This is a genomic window from Flavobacterium sp. 1355, from assembly GCF_017833415.1.
In the GTDB taxonomy this organism is placed as follows: domain Bacteria; phylum Bacteroidota; class Bacteroidia; order Flavobacteriales; family Flavobacteriaceae; genus Flavobacterium.
Genome location: NZ_JAFICC010000001.1, coordinates 291,765 through 315,088, shown reverse-complemented (window position 1 = coordinate 315,088; position 23,324 = coordinate 291,765). Strand labels below are relative to the sequence as shown.

The window sequence follows — 23,324 nt, the reverse complement described above, 5'->3', positions numbered from 1 at the left end:
ATGGACAGATTTCTTAAAAATATAGTGCTTATATTTATTTTAAGTTCAAATTTAATATACTCTCAAGAGCAAAAAACAACAGATATGAAAGCAAAAAAATTATCTTATAAAGAAGGTAGAGCACTAATCGTTAAATATAATTTTAAAGAGATAGATTTCGATAAAAATGATAAGGAGCATACATTTTATATAAGTGATGACAAGCAGTTTCTTATTTATTTTAAATTCATTAACGATTTTATTTTATATTCTTCAATGGATTATTATATAAAAGTAATGGAAACTCCTGACGACATTTATCCGGTAGTCGATTTTGATAATTTTCAAGATAAGATCGAGGAAAGAATATCTTTTTTAAACAATCTTCTAGGCACAAATATATCTAGCCTTGATAAGCAACGTGATGTAGAGGCTTTTGACAAAGCTATTAAGGATTTTGGTATTAAAAAGATTGATTTTAATTCTTTATTCATGAACTTCTTTTCATATTATTATGTAGTTCTACGCAATGAATTAAATTACCAGAATATAGAAATCCAATCTGAAGATGGTCGTTATGATTTTTTTATATTTTCAAATGAAAAAAATAAGACGGAAATATTAAGTAGTTTTTACAGAATGATTATCGATCCAGATGATGAAATAAATTTTAATCTGCGGGTTGATATTGTTACCAATCCCTTTATTATCCCAATTGGTAAATCAAATTTGAAGACTAATTAAATAGAACTATTTTAAGGATGAACATTTTTGTTCATCCTTTATTTTTAGAGTAGATACTTGGACTGTAATCCAAAATAAGAAAAAGATATGTCTGTTGAAGATAAAAATAAAATCGATGCAATTAGTACTAATAAAGAAGATGTGGTTGTATTAACTATTTCTGATCATCTGGAATGGGACTTCGATAACGAGCATCTGCTACTATTGCAACATAAGATTGATAGCTATTTTGATGTACTTGAAAGTGGTCAGATATACGAAAGTTATCCTAGTGCAGTAGGTAAAAAAATTAAAATCCAAATTGTTTTTGAGTATCCGCCAAGTAAAACTGGTAAAAAGTTTTTAGAAAAAGTAGACGAATTTATTAAACTGAATGGTTACGATTTTAATTTTTATCAACTTTAATTAATTTCTTATATTTTTTTTAATAATGAGTACTGCATTCGGTAAAACGTTTCGGGACAAAGTACGTTTACAAAGATTTAAATGGCGCTAATTCTGTTAGCTAGATCCCCAGATGGAATGTTGTCACAATCATTTATGGATACATTAATGAATTCAGCCAATGGTACTACTTGGACAAATAACAATGATGGTACATTTTCTAGCAATTCAGGTGAAACAGTAAGTGATGGAGAAACTGGTGGTGATCCTCCAGTAAAAAAGGGAAGATTAGACCAAATAGTAACAATTCGAGGTCAAAAATATCATAAAAACACAAATAATCTTCCTGCTTCAATAGGAAATGAAATAAATAGTTGGATTGGAGGTGATTCAGATTATTTTGTAGAACATAAACCTTATGACCCTGTTGAAGAGGAGATGCTAAGAGAAACAATTAATAGTGGCATCGGATTTATTGCAGGAGGCTATCTAGCAAAAGGTATGGGAAAAGCTTTTGGAATGATTAGGTTTGGTCTTGGAACAAGTATGGCGTCAAAAATTTTGCAACTTGCTGAAAAAATGGGTATTAAAAGTGGGCAAACAGGTGTTAATCAGGAAATTGTTGAAATGTATTATCAACAAATGGTTGATAAGTCATATAAAGCTGTAGGTGGTGGTGGTTTTCAATTTAATGGAAAATTTATATTAACTGAAGGAAATCATAAAATGATTGCGGCACTTCGCTATGGTATTGAAACAGGCAATTTTACATATGCAGAAACAATAGTAAATAGTGGTAGATTTACTGTAGCAAATCCTGCACAATATGGAGTTAAAACTTTTAAATTACCAGTAAAATAATAATATGAATGATATTAAATTAGGTACATTTCAAATCTTTGAGAAGAATGTATTAAATAATGATTTTTCTTTTGAAAACGATAATGATATTATTTTTATCAATTTTGGTTCACAAGATTCAATTAAAATTATTCCTTTTTTTGAAAAAATCAAGAAAGGTGAAGTAGAGAAAATCATAGAAATTTTTAAAAGTTTAGAAATAAACTTGAGATTAGATGATTTGTTAGGCAAATTACATATTGTAATAGTAAAAATATTACTTGATGATGAAAAAAGGCAAATATTGATTATAGATGATGTTGGATTCACATCAACATCAATAAAATTTTTACAATTGAATTTTTGCAGTTTGATGTCACGTTTTAAAAATAAAGCAATTATTGTATTAGGTAATGAAGATAATTAAGTGGGTAATGTATTATTAAAGATGCTGATGGTTAATTACCCCCCGATCTCCGAAGTGTTCTTGTTCCGCTGCGTAAATGTCTCTGACTTTGCGTTTTTTTGGCTACTTAGAAATTGTAAACCTGATAAAAGTCTCCCGACTTTTTACGTTTAGTTGTTATATTTCTATATTTTTTTTTATTCAGCAAACAACATTCGTAGAAAATTAGTTTTAAAGTCAGAGACTTTTAGGTGTTTTGATTTTTCAATTATATTTGTTTAAAATGGCGCAAAGTCAGAGACATTTGCGCAGCTTAACAAGAAGGCTTCGTGAAGCAGGGAATCATCAATAGCAAAAAATAAAATGAAAAAGTCAATATTTGTATTAATATTTTTTTCCATAATTTTAATTGGATGTAGTAGTAATAAAAACTACAAAAATATTAATAGGATGAAAAAGAATTATAATATTAGAAATGAAGATAATGGTATTATACTATCTCATAAAAACTTCAATCCTTCTAAGAAAATTTTTGCAGAATTAAATAATAATTTGGCTAATGATTTCATATACATATTTTCTTGGGTTAATCATCTTCCTATCTCAGGAACAAATCATTTTAAAGCTTTAATTTATGATAGAAAATCAAACAAACGATTTTATATTTCTAATACATTAGAAGATATAAATTCAATAAATTTAAGAGATGATGTAACTAAGTATAAAGAAGAACAATTAATTTTGGAATATTATATAGACAATAAAATGGATGCTTTAATTTCATTATCTCCTCCTTTTAGTTCTTCAGAAATAGGTTCTGAATATTTTTTATTTGATTCTGTATCAAAAAACACATATGTTATAAAAAATATGGTTCTAAATAGTAAAGGTGAAATTTTCAAGTGAAAAATTTGAGCCCTAATGTCTTGGATGTTTAAGCAATTATAGCATCCCGCCGCTGGCGCGAGCGTCTCGCTCGTGAACGCATTAAATAAAAAGCCATTTCATAAACTAGAGTGCACCCAAAAGTTTAGACAAATTTATAATTAAGTTTGATAATAATGAGCTCGATATTTTATCGGGCTCATTTTGTTTAAATTTGATTTAATTCTTTCGTTATTGTAATATATTATATACTTATTAATTTCTTTTTTTAATTGTCCTGTTGATTTGAATTTTTGGGTATAAAACATTTCAGATTTTAATGTCCCAAAGAAGTTTTCAATAATTGCATTATCCAGGCAGTTTCCTTTTCTTGACATGCTTTGTGTGATTCCTTTTTGTTTTAATAAATGTTGGTAATGGCTCATTTGGTATTGCCAGCCCTAGTCCGAATGAAGTATTAAATTTGTATTATCGGGTATTTTCCTAAAGGCTTTTTTGAGCATAACAATCACTTGTTTAAACACTGGCCTCTCTGTGAGTTCATAGCTGATTATTTCCTGATTAAACAAGTCTATTATTGGTGATAAATATAATTTGTTTCCAGCTACATTGAACTCTGTTATATCAGTTGCCCATTTTTGATATGGAGCTTCTGCTTTAAAATTTCGTTCTAATATATTGGGAGCTATTTTACCATTTTCACCTTTATAAGATTTATACTTTCTTACTCTTATAATACTTTTTAATCCTAATAGATTCATTAATCTAAGAACTGTTTTATGATTGATAACAAGTCCTCTGTTTTGTAACTCATCTGTTATTCTTCTGTAGCCATAACGCCCTTTATGCCTGTGATAAATGACTTTAATCAACTCTTTAATTTCTTTATACTTATCAGGTGATTTACTTTGTTTTTGATGATAATAAAAGCTGCTGCGTGCCATATTTGTCAGGTTTAGAAGTAATTCCAAACCAAATTTATGCCTTAATTCGTTTATGGCTTTGGATTTTTCCTGGCTTGAATTAAGGCTTGAAGCTTTTTTAGCAATTCATTCTCACAACGAAGTCTTTCGTTTTCTTTTAGCAGTTCTTCCTCTCTTGTCAGGAGTTTGCCTGATTTGCGTTTTTTACCTTTATTATCACTCATCGATATGGGTCTGCCTATTTGTTTTGGTTGTAATGCTGGTAGTCCAAAGTTAGCAAAATCTTTTTTCCATTTTAAAATCATGGACATATTGGGAATATTAAATCTTATACCAGCCTGCATCAGGGAAAGAGATTCCTTTTCCATGCATTTGAGCACTTTTAGCTTAAATTCGGCTGAATAGCTTTGATTCATTCGTGGCAATAAACCAATTTTACCATATGCCTTATAAAAACTGACCCACTTACGAATATTCCATCTTGCAGTCTGTTTTAATTTTGAAACATATCCATCTGAATAATGCTTCTTTAAAACCAATTCTACACATTCTAACTTAAATGCATAGTCATACTTTACTTTTCTTTCCATAAAAAATGCCCCAAATAGTGTCTAACTTTTTGGGGCATGTTCATTATGGAATGGCTTTTGCTCTTAATATTATAAAACATAATTGCTAGTACGAAAATCTTCTTGTGAACGCAGAGTATTTATTACATTAGCTCAAATAATAATAAATAAGAAGAAAAATATAGATTTGTTTACTAGACAAGAACTTGTCAATTTTGCCGCATTTTTTAGACACATGTATTTACAAGATAAGAGTGATTAAACAAATTGAAATCAATCGATTTTGATCTCTTTCACGAGCGGGACGCTCGCGCCAGCGATGGAAACCTAAGTAAGCAAAAATTAATTTAAAAAATCATGAAAAGAAAATTGTTTTTAAACATTGCTCTTAGTCTAATAATTTTAGTGATAGCATTAAAATACTATACTGATTTTGTTACTAATTCAGCAGTTAGAGATTATAAGAAAAAGTATGTTGCTGAATTTAATGACACGCACTTAAATGATGCACAAAGTGAGGATGATTTAAATCCAAAATTTAAAGAAAGGTTAATTGATAAGTTTGATAAAAACTTTTATGATAGTATAGTAAAGGTTGATACGTATGATAATGTATTGATTTATTCAATCATCGTTTCAAACAAATGGAATTATTCAGAAGCATCATTAAATGTATTTATGGCATTAGCAGCATTGGATAAAAAAAATTCATCCACAAGCTTACCTGAAATTGATTTTTTAGATGAAGAGAGCAGAAAGATGGGCTCTACATTATCTAGAAAAAGCTTCTGATAAAGAACATCCAAACGCTAAATATATTCTTGGTAAGTACTATTTAGAAGGTAAATATTTAGCTAAAAATGCCACACTTGGTAATTCCCTATTACAAGAAGCGAAGAAATTAAGTGGAGGAATTTTAGAATAACTCGATTTAACAAAGCCATTCCTAACGGAGTGGCTTTTGCTTTTATATTATATAAAACATAATTGCTAGTACGAAAAATCTTTCTTGTGAACGCAGAGTATTGATTACATTAGCTCAAAATAATAATAAATAAGAGGAAAAATATAGATTTGTTTACCAGACAAGAACTTGTCAAATTTTGCCACATTTTTTAGACACATATATTTACAAGATAAGAGTGATTAAACAAATTGAAATCAATTGATTTTGATCTCTTTCACTAGCGGGACGCTTGTGCCAGCGATGGGGAATTAGACTTCAAGAGAACTTTCAGTTTAAAGGTCTTTTAGATTAAAAATAATTACTTATGAATTATAAACTATTGGTTGACTTAAAATTTAAAGGAAAATTATCAAAAATTGATTTTTCTTTCATAAATGTTATGGATATATAATTATTAATAATTTGATCATATTATAATTCTTCACAGGTCCTTAAGAGCTCTTTATGAAAGCTACTTTAATATTTTTGGATTTAAGTAGTTTTATACAGATCTAAAAACAAAAAAGGCAATCTTTCGATTACCTTTTTGTTTAAAATTATTTTTAACCCTACTTCACCGAACCATCATTTTTAGATTTCACTAACTGACTTACCCTCCACATTAAGACAACAGAACAAAGCGTAATCACAGCAATCACATAACCCAGAATATCATAGTTTTCTAATGGTGATGCTTTTGTTTTCTGGTGCACAATAAATCCTGCACAAACAGCTGCTATTCCTCCTGCGATTTGCTGTAATGATGATGTAATAGACATGTATGCTCCGCGATCTTTCATTTCGGGAATTGCTGTATTTAAGGTTGTTGCAGGAATCATACGGCTCATGATTCCCATAAACAATATCATGTTAATGACTACAACTTCCCAAAGCGGAATAGGATCCAGATTGGTATAAATCACAATCATAATTATAGAAAGTATGGATCCGGCAGTAAACAGCCAAAATTTACTTACTTTGTCACTTAACTTACCAACTATAGGCATTATAAAAAGTACCGAAAGTCCTGTAAAGAAAAACACCATTGGCAATTGTAACTGACTAATATGGATGTTATTGACCAAATAAGCGCTTCCGAATGGCTGTAACATAAAACCTCCAACCGAAAGCAAAGCAATAGAGGCAAATCCTATCTGGTAGTTTTTGTTACTTAGCGTATGCCAAAGGTGAAGAAAAGGACTTTTGTCTGATTGTAATTCGAGATGTTTCGTAATTGGCTGCATTTGAGTCAGAACGGCAATAAGAATCAATACGCCCAAAACAGCAATCATGATAAACGAAGAATGCCAGCCCCAATGATTGGCAAAATACAACCCAAGCGGAATTCCTAAAATCTGGCTTGTTGCATACGCCATTTGTATAAACCCCATCACACGCCCTCTTTGTTTGATTACGAATAAATCTGTCACAATCGCAAGTGAAACCGAACCAATTACACCTCCAAAAAGACCGGTAAAGATTCGTGCTAAAAGTAATGTGGTGTAATCTATAGCGAATGCACAAAAAACAGTACCTATAATGAAGCCGGTATAAAAGAAAATCAGCAGTTTTTTTCGGTCAAACTTATCAGCAAAACCCGCAGCAAGCAATCCCGAAATTCCGGCGCTGAAGGCATAAGCAGAAACGGTAAACCCAAATTTGGCTGTTGTCATGTCAAGCGTTTTCATTAAGATATCTCCCAATGGAGAAATGATAACAAAATCAAGTATAACAGTAAATTGTAAAAGCGCCAGAATGGCAATAATTATGATTTGTTTTGAAGTAAAAGCAGTGCTTTCTACTGTAGTATTTTCCATTTGAATTGGTTAATTTGGTTAATTCAATTCCTGGCATTCATATCCAAGAGCATTGATAATTGCAGTAATCGCCTTTGGTTCAAGCGTTTCTGAAACTACACGCAATACACAATCAACATCTTCATGATCTATACTCCATTGCTGTATAGCTGTGTGATTGTCCAGAGTTTGATGCATAGTACAACCAGGCTCGGTTTTTTTAATATTGGTTTTAAAAATGTGTATGGTATTTAAATCTGGTTTCATAATTTTTCATGGTTTTAAAGCTTTTATAGTAGCATCAAAAGCTTCTTTCATCATTGTATTGGTAAGTGAAAACGGCTTCCCTCCCATACTCTTACCCTCAGTATGAAAGTTTAACAAAGTATATAATGGTCCGTAAGCAATAGCCCAAAATACTTCAAATGACATGCAGGTTAGTTCATTATTATGCAGACTCTTATCTATAAATTGTTTCATAATCATTCTGAAATCTGAAAACTTCGTAGTAGAATTTAAAATTATTTCTCCGTGAGGCGAGTGTTTGATAATCTCAAAGAAAGCTACGTTCTTAGGATATTTCATGGTAAATTCAGCCCTGTTTACCCATTGTATCCACAATCCTTCCTCAAAAGACATATCGGGAGAAAAATTCTTAATCGTACTCGAAAAAAATTCAAGAGCTACACTAGCTCCTATTTTCTGAATTAAATCATCTTTGTCTTTATAGTAAATATATAATGTCGCTACAGAGATATTACAGGCTTTTGCAAGCTTGTTCATACTGAAACCCTGAAATCCGTCCCGGACAATTTGATCAATTGCGTTCTCTATTACCAGTTTTTCCTTATCAATATCCCGTATTCTCATGCCATTATTTTTTGACAAAGATAAAATAATAAATGAATGAACATTCTTTTATTTATTATTTTTAATGAAATTTTTTTTAATCGTTTTTAAATCGTTCCATTATAGCACCTTTTCTGTTTCTTGCAATTGGCAGACAGACCTCTTTTATTCTTAGTATAAAACCTTCAAGGTGCGTTACGTATTTGGCATTCACAATATAAGAGCGGTGAATCTGTAAAAAATCATTCTCAGGAAGTTCATCTATTATGCTTTTTAACGTCTGGTGAATGATAATTTTCTTGCTGTTTTCTGAGTAAATTTCAATGTAATTCTGCATGCTTTTGATATACAAGATCTGCGACGGCTGCACTTTTATTGTAATGCCGTTTTCTTTAAAAAACATTGGTTTTGAAACCTGTTCCTGCTGATACATCAAATCATACATCTTTTTTGCCTTGAAAACGGCAGCTTTAAAATCTTCAAAAAATATCGGCTTTACCAGATAATCAATAGCATTGACTTTATATCCTTTTAATGCATATTCAGAATAAGCTGTGGTAAAAATAATCATCGAAGGTTTGTCAGAAATAAGTTTTGCAAACTCCAGTCCATTGAGCAATGGCATTTCGATGTCCAGAAAAATCAGGTCTACGGTTTCGTTTTTTAATTTTTCGAGTGCAAGATGCGCATTAGAAAAAACACCGGCATTGCTTAAAAAATCAAACTCCCTGATAAATGACTGCAAGCCTTCCCTGGCGATTCTTTCATCGTCTATTACAATACATTTCATACGCTGGTTAAATTTAATAGCAACTGAACACTATAAGAATCAGTATCCTGAGTCAGTTCTAGTTCATGATTATCAGAATAAGAAAGTTCCAGTCTTTTCTTTACATATTTCAAACCAACTCCTTCCTTTTTAATGCTTTGTGAATGTTGTTCTGCTGAGTTTTTTATATTTAAGACCAATTGATTTTCATCTTTTAGAAAAACATGCAGCTTTATGTAATTTTTTCTTTCTGTAAAAGAGGAAACATGTTTAAAAGCATTTTCTACAAAAGTTGAAAGCAGAAAAGGAATTATCACAAGTGTATTTTCAGGAATATCCCATTGACAAGAAATTTCAAGATCTTCGCCGGATCGGTCTTTTTCTAATTCAAAATAATGTTTAAGAAAAGAAACTTCATCATCTAACTTAATCCATTTATTTTGAGATTCATATACATAATAACGTAATATCTTGCTGTATCTGGATAAAAGTTCCAAAGCTTCATCCTGATCTTTGCGAATTAGAAATTGCAGGTTATTGAGAATATTAAAAGTAAAATGCGGACTTAGTTGTGTTCTTAAATGATCAATTTCCATTTCGAGAACATTATTTCGTAATTCCTGATGTCTTTTGGCCGAAGCAATATTCTGTTTATACAATTCAATCGAATAACTCATTCCCGAAATCAGGATGCTGACCAACAGCATCCCACAAAATAGTGATATGATGTCATTGTCGTGCAGAACAGTGGTAGACAACATCATAATGGTTAGAAAATAGCTTTCGGCAGTAAGCAAAACCGATGTCAGTAAACTAATTGATAGAGCAGAAAAGACAAAATCTGCGGTATTGTGCGTATAAATATATTTTTTGATCAGAAGATTAAGAAAATAAACATGCACCCGCAAAGTCAAAACGAGTACAACAGCATGAATAAAAGCGACTCCAAAGCCAAAATCAGGGCTAGTAGAGAGTGATAATTGCAGCAGAACAATGAGGAACAGAAAAGTCCAGAAAAGCAGACTCGCTCTTTTGATAGTAAACATAATGACAAAATTAGATTGTAAAATTAATTTATTTTCTATCCGCAGCACTTACCGTTGGTCAACAAATCACGACCACTAGTCAAAAGCAAAAAAATGCACTGGTATGATATAATAGTTTTGCCCTGTCAAATTAAAAATATATAAAGATGAAAACAGGATTGATTACTTTGTTATTATTATTACTTGCTGCTACACAAGTAAAAGCGCAGATAAATATTCAGGCCGAATATTTTGGAGAATCCCATTATGCCGATGAAAACAATAACAAATTGGGAGAAAGCAAAGGTTCTGCAGCGGTTTATCAGGTGAACGCCAAAATTCCGATTTCGATGAAAATAAACAAAGACAGTCTTGCAGTCGTTTGGGGTGTAGCGCTTTCGGGTTCTTATACTTCGTTAAAAAATAAAAATTTCACTCAGGATATGCTATTGTCGGATATTGTCAATGCGCAATTTTCCTTATTTAATATCACTCCGTTAAACAAAAAATGGAATATGCTAACCTTTGCCGGTGCGGGAATTTATACTGATCAGACCAAAATTTCAAAGATGGGTGCCCGAAATGTTCTTGGAAATGCCGGCGCTATATTCATCAAAAAAATCAACTCAAAATTAGACCTCGGAGGCGGCGTTGCCTTCAACAATGCTTTTGGTTATCCAATGATATTTCCTGCTTTGTATATTAATTATAATTCTCCGGGAAAATATACTTTTAATGTTTCGCTTGTGAGCGGATTTCAACTATCGGCTGGTTATGAAATAAGTAAATATATGACCTTAAGTTTAATAGGCGAAATGAACGGGCAACTGGCTCTTCTGGAAAAAGACGGAAAAGATGTGATATTTACACATCAGTATGTCGTAACGGGATTAAGGCCTGAGTTTAAAATCACTAAAAATATTTCACTTCCTGTTACTCTCGGAATCAGTGCTATGCGACCTGCGTATTTTACAGAAAGAAACCTCAAAAACATTTTCAATAATAACAATAATTATCAGTTTCAGTTATCCCCTTATGCATCAGCTCAAATTAATTATAAATTTTAGCCTGTATCCTGAATGCTTTAATAAAAAATCCTGACAGGTAAATTGTCAGGATTTGTTTTTAAAATAAATTATCGGGATCGATCAAACCGGATAATTTTTCTTTTAAGTCCGGATTCAAAAGTGTAAGGCCAAATTGGTACGAAGCATTCATCCAGCCAAAACCTTCCTCGGTTATATAATTAAACTCGGTTCCGACATTGCCATATTCGGCAAAAATCTTGTGTGAGCTAATTGATAAATCAAATTTTTCGGGAATTGTACCATTATAATCAACAGCGTTTCGGGTTATAAGCCACAACCAGCGATAGATCATTTCCTGTGCTTCATCCTGAAAATTATAGTTTAATAAGCCTTTCCATAAAAATATCTGATGCGGAGCCCAGCCAAACGGATAATCCCATTGCCTTACCGGAGCATTGTCACTTACTTTTGCAACCGATGATTTTGTGCTTCCGGCAATGCCTCCTTTCATTTTAAATTTCGGCAATGTTTTTTTGACTAAAATTTCAGCTTGTTCCTGTGTAGCAATTTTTGCCCATAAGGGATAAAATGTCGTTGCCGCTTCAAAATGATGTTGTTTTTCTATCTCAAAATTGTAATCAAAATAAATTCCGCTTTCTTCATTCCAGCACAATTCATTAATTTTTTGTTTGCGTTCTTCCGCCTTTTTATTCCAGTAATTACCGGAATAAATCTGGTCAGTGTTATAAATAAATTTATCACTGAAGTAATTTGAAATCAAAAAAGAAATATCACATTCGTATTTATACAGCAGACTATTGATCGCAACTGTGTTTAAATCAGCACAAATACCGACTAATCTGTTGGTTGTATCATGACCGCTTTCGCGCATGCTCCTGTCATGGGTAAAGTAGTGATCCAAATCGGCATCTAAGATCTCTCTCTCCAGATATTTTTTTTCAAATTCTCTTGTTGAGAGATTATACTTTGGTGCATATTTTTCTAAAATATCATCAAAATGACCCTCTTCTACCTCAAACGGAAGTCCGATGCCTTCTGCTTTATATCGGTTTAATCCATTTGCAGTAAGTCGTTTTCCCTCCTCCATCCAAACAGTCTTGTATTCTTTGATTGCTGTTTTTAAATGTTTCTCAATCCATGAAATATCGGGATTTGATTTCTCGATAATGTCTATAATTAGAGAAGTGTATAAGGGCGGCTGTGTGCGGGTCAAATAATAACTTCTGTTGGCATTTAGGATTTTTCCGTAATGATCAATCTGATATTTAAAGTTTTCGGCCATGCCAAAAGCTAGATCAATTTTATCATCAATCAAAAGTCCCATCGCAATAAAATAACTGTCCCAGCCATACATTTCATTAAATCTTCCTCCTGGAACTACAAAAGGAATTCCGTCGGTTTTGCCATTTTTGGTTTGAAGAGCCAAAGCCAGAATTCCAGGTTTTTTGTTGAGTGATAAAACATATTCCGGTGAAATATCTTCGGGCAAGTGAACCACTTTTAACCTTGGATTTGAGGCTTCTAAATTTTTGAAATACTCAAAAGCAAAAGCATCGCCCGTAGGAACATACAGATACGAAACTGCATTTTCTATTTTGTCGTCTTCTACTATTTTTTTTACTCCGGCAGCGTCTATCGTTCGTGTAAGGCCTTTCCAGTACAAGTCTTTTATTTTTCTGGAAATTCTTTTAACCGGATCTTCTGTGATTTCGGTTAAGTCGATTTCGGCAAACTCATTATTGCCTTTTTTAGATAATGCGAGTTCCTGCAGCAAATTAGAAAGCTGGTACGTTCCTTCAATTGCAATAGAATTACCTTTTTCATCCTGGAGCAAAAAGCTTTTTGGGCCTTTGTCATCAATGGTTATTTTTTTGTCGCCATCAGTATCTTCCTGAGCCAGTAATTGAGCAAGAGTCTGATTTATGTGTAATTTAAATTTCATTTTTCGAGGTAATTTTTTTGAGAATAAAAAAGGAAATCAACAATAAAGACATGGGAATCAAAGTAAAATAAAATGCTTTTTCGGGACCTTCATTTTTGAATAACCAGCCTGTAATACGTGAACCTAATGTACCGCCCAAAGCAGAAAAAATAACAATTAATCCTGTCATGGAACTCTGCAGGTTTTTTGGGAGCGAACTCAATACTATCGAATTTAGCAAAGGATATATTGGCGCAATAAACAAGCCGATCAAAGGAAATGCAAATGCAATAAGCGGAATATCAGCAAGTGTATTAATGTTTTTAACTTCCAGTCCAACTACATTTGGAAGGACAAAATAAACGATTAACATGGCGGCTATTATGCAAACCGATAAAACCCAAATCCAGTTTACTTTTTTGGTTATGATACCTGCTACTAATCGGCCTATTGCCAGTGAAATCGCCAGAATACTTGCCATCATGATACTTATGTTTTCAGGCAAATGAAGCACTTTGGTATTAAACGTTGGCAGCCAGGAAAGTATTCCCTGCTCGATCATGACGAATAAAAAAACACTTATTACAAAAATAACTGTTAACAATTTGGCTATGAGCTTAAACATCTGCAGAAAATCATCTGTAAAATTGGCTCCGGCTGCTACTGCAGTTTCTTCAAATTTGGTAAAAAACAGGAATAAAAAAGAGACTATAGATAAACCTGCCAAAAACCAATAGACATTTAACCATGAATTAGGATCGTTTTCATTATTAAAAGCAGGAAATAAAAAATACGCCAGCGCAATTCCGATCATAAAAACACCTTCAATACTACTCATCAAGGCATTGTGTTCTTTCTGATTTTCTGTTACGGTACCGATCAGGGAATAAACCGAAACTTTTATCAGGGCAAAAGATACACCGACAGTGGCAAATAATATTTTGGCATTGTCAAAAGAATTTCCGAAATACATTGAAATACAGGCCAGAGTTACCAGGGCCAAACCTGTAAGCATTGCTTTCTTGTAGCCTATACGGGGGAGAAATGAGGCTATAAAGAAAGAGACAATAGCAATAGGCATGTCTTTGAAGGCTTCCAGAATACTGGCCTGTACTTCATCTACTCCGTAATTTTTTTGCGATTTAAGAATTACAATGCCAACACTATTCAATAAAATAGCAAAGACAAAATAATTGAGATAAAGGGATATTTTTATTCCTAAGTTTTTCATTAACAGATTGGTTTGTTTATAAAATTGCTTATAAAAAAGACATTGTATAAAGTTATAAAAATACCAAATGCTGTCTTTGCAACAGCATTTGGTCAAATATCAGGTAACTAAACCAACTAAAAGTTAACGGCTACCGAAAATCTAAAGGCGCGTCCTAAAATAGGTCTTGCCATAAACACATCGCTGGCGGCAGATGTAGTTTGTCTCGGATCTCCTTCTGTTAAACCAATCTCATTGAATAAGTTTGAGGCATCAACCGCAAAACGAAGATTATTGTATTTATAGTTTAAACCTGCTCCTACTTCTTTGTATGCCGGTAAAACCTGTCTGTTATCCTGATTGGTGAACTTTTTATCATAATAAGAGAATTGCACATAAGCGCTAAAATCTTTTGTAATATCAACTTCTGGTCTTAGGTTACAGAAGAATTTAGGGATTCTTCTTGCTGTGTTTCCGTTAAAATCAAAAGTAGAACCATCTGCATTTGTTCCTGTAAAATTGTCGTATTCCGGTTTTTGAACCGTAAATGTAAAATTCAGCTTCACCATTTCATATCTTGCATTGGTTTCTACTTCAAGTCCAATATTGTTTACGTCTGCAAATTTGTTTTCAGAGCTTCCGTCAGATAAAATATCGGTAAAGGCAACATTCTTTAAATTCATGTGAAACAGATTGGCATTCACAGAGAAAAATGAATTTGAAAATTTATAACCCAATTCAAACTGATTTACTTCTGTGTTTTCGAGTTTGCTTAAATCGGCTGCATTGTCATAGAATGATTCTTCGATTGGTGATCTGAAACCGTGGCTATAACGAACATACGATGCCATATTATCATTAAATTTATAATTTCCAGCGGCTGTATATGACCATTCGCTTACATCATATCTCCAATAAGTATAAGGGTTTCCTTTTACAGTCGTAACAGCGTCATCGGCAGTGTTGTTGTCTATAACTCCTAAATCTTCTGCAAAAAATCTGGCATTATCACGGTATCCGGAATATTTGTCTTTATTGTATCGTAAACCTGCATTAAAAGTTAGATTATCAGTTGCTTTTATTTCTGCATCGGCATAAATGTCATTCAAAAGGCCTTTTGTTTGCGCATCTCTTTCCAGCCAGGTAATCCTTTCTACACCGTTCCATGTATGATTTACACCAGTTGTATTGTCTTCTACATTTAATAATCTTGGATTGTCGGAAACGCTTACCAGATACGAATTCCAGTTCCAGTATTGATTTGATTTCCAGTTAGAATAATAATATCCGGCGGTCAGTTGTACAGGATCTAAATCAAAAGAAAAAGAGAAATTATTAGCAAAATTGTCCATTTTCTTGTGAATATACCAGTGGTCTGCTCTCATAATCAAGGCATTTGGATCTACAGCAGCTCCGTTATCCACGTAAGTGTAAGTTAAATTAGCAGCAGTAGTATTCTGAATATCTGTTGCATAAGCATCTTGCGTCCATGGTCCTCCGTTTGGAAAAATAGCATTGTAATTCAAATCAATAGCTGTTTGTTTGAATGCATTTTTGAAAGATACTTTGTCTGAAATTTTCTTTTTGAATTCAGCACCAATTGAATTGATTACCGGATGAGAACCATCTTCTAAATCTGCACTAAAAGTTCCGCCTCCGTATTGAGGTACATTCAAATGACTGAAATTTACAGACGTCAGTGTTCCATAATTAGGGTCAAAGCCGTCTATTCCTTCAATTTTTCCGTTATTGCTTTTTAATGGAATTGGCAAATAGAATGTATTTCTGTCATTCAGATGTTTAAAATTAACTCTTAAATAATCACCATCGTCAAATTTGTAGGTCAGGTTTCCTTTTATCTGTCCTCCTTTGTTGGCTGTAAAACCAGTGTTTCTTACCCCATTATCTGCTCTGTAAAAACCTCCGATATTAAAGAATAATTTATCCTGTATTAAAGCACCCGACAAATTAAGATCAGTTCTGAAGAGGCCATAATCTGAAGTTGAGAATTTGGCTCTTCCCTGAAAATCATTTTGTCCTGTTTTAGAAATAAAATTGATGATTCCTCCGGGAGCATTGTTGGCAAAAATTGATGCAGAACCACCACGTACAGCCTCCATTTTGCTTACAGTTTCATCCAGTCTGTAAAAAGTATCTGCGTTTGCAAACTGCAAAGCTCCGTCTTCAAAAACAGGCAATCCGTCTTCCTGAATCTGTACATATTCATAAGCTCCTGCAGACGGAATTCCTCTTGCAAAAAGGTTGTTTCCTATTTCTCCTCCTGATGCTTCTACTACAAATCCCGGAATTGTCTGTAACAGTGCTGCCGTACTTGCCGGTGCACGGTCTTCTATGGCTTTTGCGCCCATTGTAGTAATAGCGACGCTCGATTCGAGTTTAGATCTTGGGCTTGATGATCCTGTAACGACTACTTCCTGCAGGTTTTGAGATTCGGTTTCCAGAAACAGGTTTTCTTCTATCGATTCACCCTCTTTTACCGTGATTTTTTTCTCAAAGCTTTTATACCCAACGTTTGTTGCAGATATAGTATAAGTTCCGGCAGCTACATTAGAAAATGTATAAGCTCCGTTGATATCGGTCACTACATTTTGGTCTGCTCCTTTTAAGGATACATTGGCTCCTGGAACGGTTTGTCCGCTTTCGTCGAATACTTTTCCGGAAACGGTAATTTTCTCCTGTGCAAACAAATTGTTTGATGTAAGGATTAGGCAAAACAACAAAAGTAATCTGCCTAAATACGTATTAATCAGTTTCATTTTTTTTTGGTTTGGTTAGTAAAATTGTAATTGTTAATGTAAACTTAATAACTAATTGAAACCTGATGACGAAATTACAACCGAAAACGTTTTCGAAATCACCAAAAACGTTTTCGAAAATTAAATTTATACAGATGAAATTTATTTTAGTACATTTATTTTATGAATGATACCAAATTAATTGATATAGCTTTTGCACTCGGAATTTCTGTTACGACAGTCTCTAAAGCGTTAAAAGGCTATAATGATGTTAGTCAAAGCACGCGTGCAAAGGTCATGGAAATGGCCGATAAGATGAATTATATGCCTAATTCTGTTGCCGTTAACCTTCGCACCAACGAAACCAAAACTATCGGTGTTATTATTCCTGCAACGGTTCACCATTTTTTCTCCAGCGTTTTAAACGGAATTTTGGAGGAAGCCGAAAAAAGAGGTTATCTCGTTATTATTCTGCAATCGAGCGAAAAATATGAGCTTGAAAAAAAACAGGTTGCCTTGTTATTACAAAAAAGAGTCGATGGTATTTTGATGTCCCTTTCTAATGAGACAGATGATTTCTCTCATATCAACGATGCCATCCGAAAAAATACTCCTGTCGTTTTATTTGATAAAATTGCCAAAAGGGTTGATTGTTCTAAAGTTGTTATAAATGATATGAAAGCGGCTTATGATGCCGTGACTTATTTAATAGAAAAAGGATTTAAAAAAATAGCGCATTTTCGGGGTTCTTATGTTCCTCAGAATTCTATTGATCGTTTTTTAGGATATAAAAAAGCGCTTGAAGATCATAACATAAAATACGATCCGTCTTTGGTTTACGTTTGCGATCATAATACCGATTTTGAAGACGGCTATGAAAATGCCGAAAAATTAATGGCAGATCACAAGGATGTTGATGCCGTTTTTGCGGTTACCGATTTGGTCGCTATCGGAATCATTAAATATTTTAACGATAAGAAAATAAAAACTCCCGAACAAGTTGCTGTTTTTGGATTTAGCAACTGGTTTATGAGTACGGTAATTTCACCAAAACTAACTACAATCGATCAGCCTGGTTACGATATAGGATATCGTGCGGCTTCTATATTAATTGATGAAATTGCACAGATTAAAGAACATATTCCTGTAGTGCATCAAATTATTGAATTGCCAACTCATATTATTGAAAGAGAGTCTACACAGCGGTTTAATAATTGAAAGTCCAGTTTTAAAAACTAAAAAGTCCCGTCTAATAAACGGGACTTTCTAATGAATACAAAAATTCTGTTATTCTTTAATCACATTTAATGCCAGGCTTTTTGTTCTGTAACTGTTAAAGATCATAAACAAAACAGTAACAATCAAAAGCAAAGAAAGATCTGCTGCGCCTAGTAATAACTGGCTTTTTACTTCGAATAAATTAGTAAATCCGTAACTGAATACAGAACTGATCATATACATCACGCCGCCTGTAAGTCCGCTTGCTACACCTGCATTTTTTGAAAAACGGGTTAGACAATACGCATAAACAATATTAAAAATAAATCCTCCGGCGATATGAATTCCGATTATAAAACCAATCAGTGTATAAAGGCTGCTGGTGTAAGAAGCGGTAAAAATCATCAAGAGTACCAGTATTATCTGGACTCCAAATGCAGTTCCTACTTTTTGCGCCAGCGGTTTTTTAATCAGTGATTTTGCAATGATTCCGCCTGTCATCAAAGAAAAACCGGATAATAAAGAGCTGTAACCCGTTGTAATTGCAGAATATCCCAAAACACGTTCGATAATAAAAGGGCTTGACAGACTGTACACAATCACGATTCCAAAACAAATTCCGATAATGACAAGACCAAGAGTAAAATCGGCTGTTCTGAGCATTCCCGAATAGGTTTCTACAATTGATTTTAGTTTAAAGGGCTGATAATGTTTTAAGGATTCTCCGCTGTAAACCAATTCAAGGATGGCAAAAGCCAATGATAATACACCAAGGAAATAAAAATTAGATTTCCATCCGAAACTATTTTGCAGGTATCCGCCAAGAAACGGTGCCATAATAGGTGCACACGCCCAGATTATCGAAAATAAACTGATATAGCTTTTTAGTTTTTCGCCAGAAAAAAGATCAACAAAATAAGCTCGTTTTCCTACTACGATAAGCGCAATCGTAATTCCCTGAATAATTCTCATTGCATATATCACATAAATATTGGGAACCAATGCAATAACAAAACTAGTCAAAGAGAATAATGCCAGTGAGGCAACACCTATTTTGTATCTGCCAAAACTGTCTAATATACTCCCGATAAAAAACTGGCTTACCCCAACGCTAAACATAAATAATACCAGTGACAGCTGTACAGCTGCGGCAGAAACATGCAAATCACTTGCCATGGCCGGAAGCGACGGTAAATAAATATCTGTCGCAAAACCGGATAACGGAATGAGTGCAAGGGCTAGTATAGTACTAAAGCCCTTGTGGTTTTCTTGTAAAATTCTCATTTTTTTTAGTCTAAATTATGCTCCGTGTGCTTCATCAGAAACGGTTTTCCATTCTGCAAAGCTTTGCAGACGTTCTTCATATACTTTTGTAACTGCCGGATAAGCAAATGAACCCAATAATAATCTTAGAGGAGGTTCTGCTGCATCTACCAGTTTTAAGATAACCGGTGCTGTAGCTTCGGGGTTTCCAAATATTCCCGGAGTTGCTACTGCCTCGTTAAAACCTGCTTTTACAGGATCATAAACTGACATGCTTTTGGTTTGAAAAGCAGATTCTCCAGACCAGTCTGTTGTGTAGCCGTTTGGTTCAACCAGAGAAACATTAATTCCAAAACCTTTAACTTCTGATGCAAGTGTTTCGCTTAAACCTTCTACGGCAAATTTTGAGGCATTATATAATCCCAGAACCGGAAGTGTTATCAATCCTAAGAAACTTGATACCTGAATAATATGACCGCTTTTTTGCTCGCGCATAATAGGCAATACAGCCTGGGATAACCAAAGCACACCAAAAAAATTAGTCTCCATTTGATTTCTTGCTTCTTCCTCTGATGTTTCTTCAACTGCTCCAAACAAACCATATCCTGCATTGTTAATCAGAACATCAATTCTTCCAAAATGTTCTTTTGCCTTATTTACTGCTTCAAATGCAGCTTTTCGGTCGTTTACGTCCAATTGAATTGGTAATACCAAATCTCCGTATTGCTTTTTAAGTTCCTGAAGTGCTTCGGAATTTCTTCCTGCAGCCACTACTCTATCACCACGTTTTAAAAATGCTTCTGCCCAGATTTTTCCAAATCCTTTTGTGGCTCCTGTTATTAAAATTACTTTTGACATTCTGATTATATTTAATTATTAAACTTTTATTAAAATAGACCGAACGGTCTAAAAAATGGTAAAAAAAATATGTTATAACACATATCTTTTAAAATCTTCCTTAATACTATCCAGCACAATAGCCATCTGTTGGTTTCCCACTAGTTTTCCGCATAAAATGCCGCCTTCTACCATTGCAAAAATCTTTATACTTAAAACTTCCGGATTTATGTCTTTTGACAATTCATTGTTCTGAATCCCTTCTTCAATTATATTAAAAAATCTTTTCTGTGCAGAATAAGCCGCTTTTTTTACCTGCTCTTTCATTACCGGATTGGTGTCATCTGCTTCTGTTCCAAAATTTAATATCGGACAGCCTTCCATCATGCTCTGATCATTTTTATAAACGTCCAGTAAGTTAAATAGTTTTTCCTGTGCCGACTTTCCTTTGGCAACAGCCAAATCTAATTTATTTGCCAGTTGTGATCTTAAATACATAAAGGCCTCCATGCAAATTTCTTCTTTACTTTCAAAATTTCCGTAGATTCCTCCTTTAGCAAGTTTCGTAGCTTCCATAATATCACTCATAGAAGTTCCGGCCATTCCTTTTTTATTGATAATCGGTGCTGCAGCTTCTATAATAAATTGTCGGGTTCTTTCTGCTTTGCTCATAATCTCTCCTTTTGACATTGCAAATATAAGACCGTTCGGTCTAAAATAAAAAATATTTTAACTTTTATTTTAAAAAGAACGATTTAAAAAAGGCATTTGCATTGTTATTGAAGTAGGAAATTAACGGGATTTATTGACTTTGGCAATATATTGTAAATTGAGTAAAACGTTTGAACTTTATTATTAAATTTAACAAAAGCCTTTTATTCATAGTCTACAAAAAGTACTTCAGAATCAGAGCTTTCCAAATAAGATAAATTCTCCATGTTTCGTTTTTCAACCAATTTCCAAAAAGAATCAGCATTCTTTGGAAAAGGTATTTCTATGCTATTTATTTTATTTCCTGTGACACTCAGATAGCCGGAAACATAAGCGAGAATATGCCTTTCGTTAAAACTTTCCAGAAATTCAGGTCTTATTTCTATATTCGTTGCAAAACATACTTTTCCTTCACCAGTTAATAATGGCAAAAATGGAATTCTGATACAATCAGCAATTACCTTGATGTCTTTTTCTGCAATTTTCAGCATATTTAAAATTAGTCAATTTGGTCTTAACAAAAAAACTCCTGTTCAATTGAACAGGAGTTTACAACAAATTAATTCCAGGCATTCTGAATTATATTTAAATCAGACTGTTAACCCTCGGGTTAACCATCCTCTTTTATTGGCGGTTACTATGGCATAAGGCGTTATCCAGAATAAACTAAAAGTATAAAAAATGCTGTACGAGTAAGCCCAGAATGCTTCTGAGAGACTATATCTCTTGGCATAAAACAGTACCGGAAATGTCGATACAATTAATATACTTAATAAGGTTGAACTTAAAAACAACAATGGATGCGTTGCAATAAAAATCAGCATAAAAATCAGGAACGGATAAGCTAAAATGATTTTTAATGACTGGTTGATAAACAAAAGTCTTGCACCAAATTTAGATTCTTTTCTAAAATCTTTAAAAACATATTTTGCCATCATCAGATTCTCACGGACATTACTTCTGCTCCATCTGATAAACATTTTATACAAACCAGTGTACTCTTCCGGCACATTGGTCAATACATAAGCATTTCTTTGAAACAATACATGCAATCCTTGTTTCAGTATCATATTTGTCATGGCACGATCTTCTCCAATATCAGATGGCTGTCCCATAAAAGTCTGGTTAATCCACTCAGGAAGACAGTTCATCACAGCATCTCTGCGATAAGCTGCTGCTGCTCCCGGTGTACAAAGAACAGATCCTAATTGGCTTTCGGCAGAACGCATGAATTCAAAACTCATTACAAAACTTACATTCAACATTTTTGGAAGAATCGCTTTTTTATTGTTCAAAACATGAACATTTCCGGCAACTGCACCACATTTTTCGTTTACTACAAAAGGACTTACTAAATTTCTCAACGTATCCTTTTTTACGATAGAATCACTGTCTACGGTTACAAAGATTTCTCCTGTACCCAATTCAAATCCACGGTAAAGTGCGTGGCGTTTTCCGCCGTTTTCGGGTTGCTGAAAAATAGTTAATCGGTCTCCCAATTTTAATTTTGCCTGCTGCATCCAATACCAGGTATCATCTTTACTACCATCGTCAATAGCAAGAATTTGAAGTTTTTGTTCCGGGAAATCGCTGTCTGCAAGACTTAGCAAAGTATCCCATACCAGTTTACCTTCATTGTAGGCAGGAACTATAACAGTACAAGTAGGCAGCAATTCGTCTGAAACAGACTCGATTGGCTTGTATTTAAAGAATAGATATAAATTGTATAGAAAAACTCCGCACTGGAAGATAAATAAGGCTACAGCCAATATTAAAAAAGGAAATCCAATTGTTGAATTTACTCTGTCGATATGGAACTGATCAAAATCGGGTTGAAATTGAAACACCATAAAAGCTCCCGCAAGCAATAATGCAAAAGTACCTGACAGTACAATTTTTCCTAAGCGTGAGGTTTTTTCTTTTTCTGATGTTTTTGATTTACTGTTAACACGAAAAATGGAACTGTTTATAGAAAGTTCATTAGTATTGATGTCGTTGGCTGTGGTATAAAATTGGTCTGAAATAATTGTTTCACTTTTCATATTGCACTTCTGTTTATTTGTATCTGTATGGCTTTTATTTTAAATTTTTCCTGATTGTAAGGATTTACACAAACCAATTTAGCAATGGGCGTGCCATTACACTACAAGATACAGTATGAGCGTTTTATGATAGTTTACATTATTTGAATGTGTATAAAGTTTATACACTTGTACAATGTTTATACAGATTTTGCGTATATCT

25 protein-coding genes are annotated in these 23,324 nt (G+C 33.5%); 9 read left to right on the top strand and 16 right to left on the bottom strand.

Going from position 1 to position 23,324, the window contains the following annotated elements; all coding sequences use genetic code 11:
- From JOD96_RS01455 to JOD96_RS01435, 5 genes are all read left to right on the top strand, one after another.
- A complete protein-coding gene (locus tag JOD96_RS01455) occupies positions 1–723 on the top strand; it encodes a hypothetical protein (protein ID WP_209562493.1) in 723 nt (240 codons plus the stop codon).
- Positions 724–810: 87 nt separating this feature from the next.
- Positions 811–1,128 carry a DUF6572 domain-containing protein gene (locus JOD96_RS01450; protein ID WP_209562492.1) on the top strand — a complete coding sequence of 106 codons (318 nt, stop codon included), beginning with the start codon at positions 811–813 and terminating at the stop codon, positions 1,126–1,128.
- A gap of 135 nt (positions 1,129–1,263) precedes the next feature.
- A complete protein-coding gene (locus tag JOD96_RS01445) occupies positions 1,264–1,968 on the top strand; it encodes a hypothetical protein (RefSeq protein ID WP_209562491.1) in 705 nt (234 codons plus the stop codon).
- Positions 1,969–1,972: 4 nt separating this feature from the next.
- Entirely contained in the window at positions 1,973–2,374 is a 402-nt protein-coding gene (locus JOD96_RS01440) for a hypothetical protein (protein ID WP_209562490.1), read from the top strand.
- Between the two features lie 429 nt (positions 2,375–2,803).
- On the top strand, positions 2,804–3,259 hold the full coding sequence (locus JOD96_RS01435) for a hypothetical protein (RefSeq protein WP_209562489.1): 456 nt from the start codon (positions 2,804–2,806) through the stop codon (positions 3,257–3,259).
- 140 nt (positions 3,260–3,399) lie between these two features.
- Here JOD96_RS01435 and JOD96_RS01430 read toward each other — a convergent pair whose 3' ends face one another.
- Genes JOD96_RS01430 through JOD96_RS01420 form a run of 3 tightly spaced genes read right to left on the bottom strand, consistent with a single transcriptional unit; the run spans position 3,400 to position 4,751 of the window.
- Complete coding sequence (locus JOD96_RS01430) at positions 3,400–3,663, bottom strand: IS3 family transposase (protein ID WP_209562488.1); 264 nt, start codon at positions 3,661–3,663, stop codon at positions 3,400–3,402.
- A 15-nt stretch (positions 3,664–3,678) separates the two neighbouring features.
- Positions 3,679–4,236: an IS3 family transposase gene (locus JOD96_RS01425; RefSeq protein ID WP_317195266.1), complete on the bottom strand. Its 558-nt coding sequence runs from the start codon at positions 4,234–4,236 to the stop codon at positions 3,679–3,681.
- A complete protein-coding gene (locus JOD96_RS01420) occupies positions 4,233–4,751 on the bottom strand; it encodes a transposase (RefSeq protein ID WP_209562487.1) in 519 nt (172 codons plus the stop codon). Before JOD96_RS01420 ends, JOD96_RS01425 begins: the two co-directional genes overlap by 4 nt.
- A 336-nt stretch (positions 4,752–5,087) precedes the next feature.
- Between JOD96_RS01420 and JOD96_RS01415 the strand changes: the two genes are divergently transcribed.
- Complete coding sequence (locus JOD96_RS01415) at positions 5,088–5,522, top strand: hypothetical protein (RefSeq protein WP_209562486.1); 435 nt, start codon at positions 5,088–5,090, stop codon at positions 5,520–5,522.
- Positions 5,473–5,655 carry a hypothetical protein gene (locus JOD96_RS01410; RefSeq protein ID WP_209562485.1) on the top strand — a complete coding sequence of 61 codons (183 nt, stop codon included), beginning with the start codon at positions 5,473–5,475 and terminating at the stop codon, positions 5,653–5,655. The genes JOD96_RS01415 and JOD96_RS01410 overlap by 50 nt, the downstream gene beginning before the upstream one ends.
- 590 nt (positions 5,656–6,245) lie before the next feature.
- Here JOD96_RS01410 and JOD96_RS01405 read toward each other — a convergent pair.
- The 5 genes from JOD96_RS01405 to JOD96_RS01385 form a co-directional block, all read right to left on the bottom strand.
- Positions 6,246–7,493: an MFS transporter gene (locus JOD96_RS01405; RefSeq protein WP_209562484.1), complete on the bottom strand. Its 1,248-nt coding sequence runs from the start codon at positions 7,491–7,493 to the stop codon at positions 6,246–6,248.
- An 18-nt stretch (positions 7,494–7,511) separates the two neighbouring features.
- Positions 7,512–7,739 carry a hypothetical protein gene (locus JOD96_RS01400; RefSeq protein WP_209562483.1) on the bottom strand — a complete coding sequence of 76 codons (228 nt, stop codon included), beginning with the start codon at positions 7,737–7,739 and terminating at the stop codon, positions 7,512–7,514.
- 6 nt (positions 7,740–7,745) lie between these two features.
- Entirely contained in the window at positions 7,746–8,342 is a 597-nt protein-coding gene (locus JOD96_RS01395) for a TetR/AcrR family transcriptional regulator (protein WP_209562482.1), read from the bottom strand.
- A 76-nt stretch (positions 8,343–8,418) separates the two neighbouring features.
- The gene (locus JOD96_RS01390; RefSeq protein ID WP_209562481.1) at positions 8,419–9,111 is read right to left on the bottom strand and encodes a LytR/AlgR family response regulator transcription factor; all 693 of its coding nucleotides are present in this window, start codon (positions 9,109–9,111) and stop codon (positions 8,419–8,421) included.
- On the bottom strand, positions 9,108–10,136 hold the full coding sequence (locus JOD96_RS01385; protein WP_209562480.1) for a sensor histidine kinase: 1,029 nt from the start codon (positions 10,134–10,136) through the stop codon (positions 9,108–9,110). Before JOD96_RS01385 ends, JOD96_RS01390 begins: the two co-directional genes overlap by 4 nt.
- Before the next feature lie 146 nt (positions 10,137–10,282).
- Between JOD96_RS01385 and JOD96_RS01380 the strand changes: the two genes are divergently transcribed.
- Positions 10,283–11,182, top strand: a complete 900-nt coding sequence (locus JOD96_RS01380) for a DUF6268 family outer membrane beta-barrel protein (protein WP_209562479.1) — start codon at positions 10,283–10,285, stop codon at positions 11,180–11,182.
- Positions 11,183–11,240: 58 nt separating this feature from the next.
- On the opposite strand, the gene JOD96_RS01375 is transcribed toward JOD96_RS01380, so the two are convergent.
- From JOD96_RS01375 to JOD96_RS01365, 3 genes are all read right to left on the bottom strand, one after another.
- Positions 11,241–13,106 carry an alpha,alpha-trehalase gene (locus JOD96_RS01375; protein WP_209562478.1) on the bottom strand — a complete coding sequence of 622 codons (1,866 nt, stop codon included), beginning with the start codon at positions 13,104–13,106 and terminating at the stop codon, positions 11,241–11,243.
- Positions 13,096–14,316 (bottom strand): MFS transporter, encoded by a 1,221-nt coding sequence (locus JOD96_RS01370; RefSeq protein ID WP_209562477.1) that lies wholly within the window; start codon positions 14,314–14,316, stop codon positions 13,096–13,098. Before JOD96_RS01370 ends, JOD96_RS01375 begins: the two co-directional genes overlap by 11 nt.
- A gap of 116 nt (positions 14,317–14,432) precedes the next feature.
- Entirely contained in the window at positions 14,433–17,072 is a 2,640-nt protein-coding gene (locus JOD96_RS01365) for a TonB-dependent receptor (protein WP_209562476.1), read from the bottom strand.
- A gap of 162 nt (positions 17,073–17,234) precedes the next feature.
- On the opposite strand from JOD96_RS01365, the gene JOD96_RS01360 reads away from it, so the two are divergent.
- The gene (locus JOD96_RS01360) at positions 17,235–18,269 is read left to right on the top strand and encodes a LacI family DNA-binding transcriptional regulator (protein WP_209562475.1); all 1,035 of its coding nucleotides are present in this window, start codon (positions 17,235–17,237) and stop codon (positions 18,267–18,269) included.
- A 69-nt stretch (positions 18,270–18,338) separates the two neighbouring features.
- Here JOD96_RS01360 and JOD96_RS01355 read toward each other — a convergent pair whose 3' ends face one another.
- The 5 genes from JOD96_RS01355 to JOD96_RS01335 all read right to left on the bottom strand — a co-directional run bounded on the left by JOD96_RS01355 (position 18,339) and on the right by JOD96_RS01335 (position 23,122).
- Positions 18,339–19,553, bottom strand: coding sequence for an MFS transporter (locus JOD96_RS01355; RefSeq protein WP_209562474.1), 1,215 nt, complete (start codon positions 19,551–19,553; stop codon positions 18,339–18,341).
- Between the two features lie 15 nt (positions 19,554–19,568).
- Entirely contained in the window at positions 19,569–20,390 is an 822-nt protein-coding gene (locus JOD96_RS01350; protein ID WP_209562473.1) for an SDR family NAD(P)-dependent oxidoreductase, read from the bottom strand.
- A gap of 72 nt (positions 20,391–20,462) precedes the next feature.
- Positions 20,463–21,041, bottom strand: a complete 579-nt coding sequence (locus JOD96_RS01345; protein WP_209562472.1) for a TetR/AcrR family transcriptional regulator — start codon at positions 21,039–21,041, stop codon at positions 20,463–20,465.
- Positions 21,042–21,244: 203 nt separating this feature from the next.
- A complete protein-coding gene (locus tag JOD96_RS01340; protein ID WP_209562471.1) occupies positions 21,245–21,571 on the bottom strand; it encodes a hypothetical protein in 327 nt (108 codons plus the stop codon).
- A 99-nt stretch (positions 21,572–21,670) separates the two neighbouring features.
- Positions 21,671–23,122, bottom strand: a complete 1,452-nt coding sequence (locus JOD96_RS01335) for a glycosyltransferase family 2 protein (protein ID WP_209562470.1) — start codon at positions 23,120–23,122, stop codon at positions 21,671–21,673.
- Positions 23,123–23,324 lie beyond the last annotated feature (202 nt).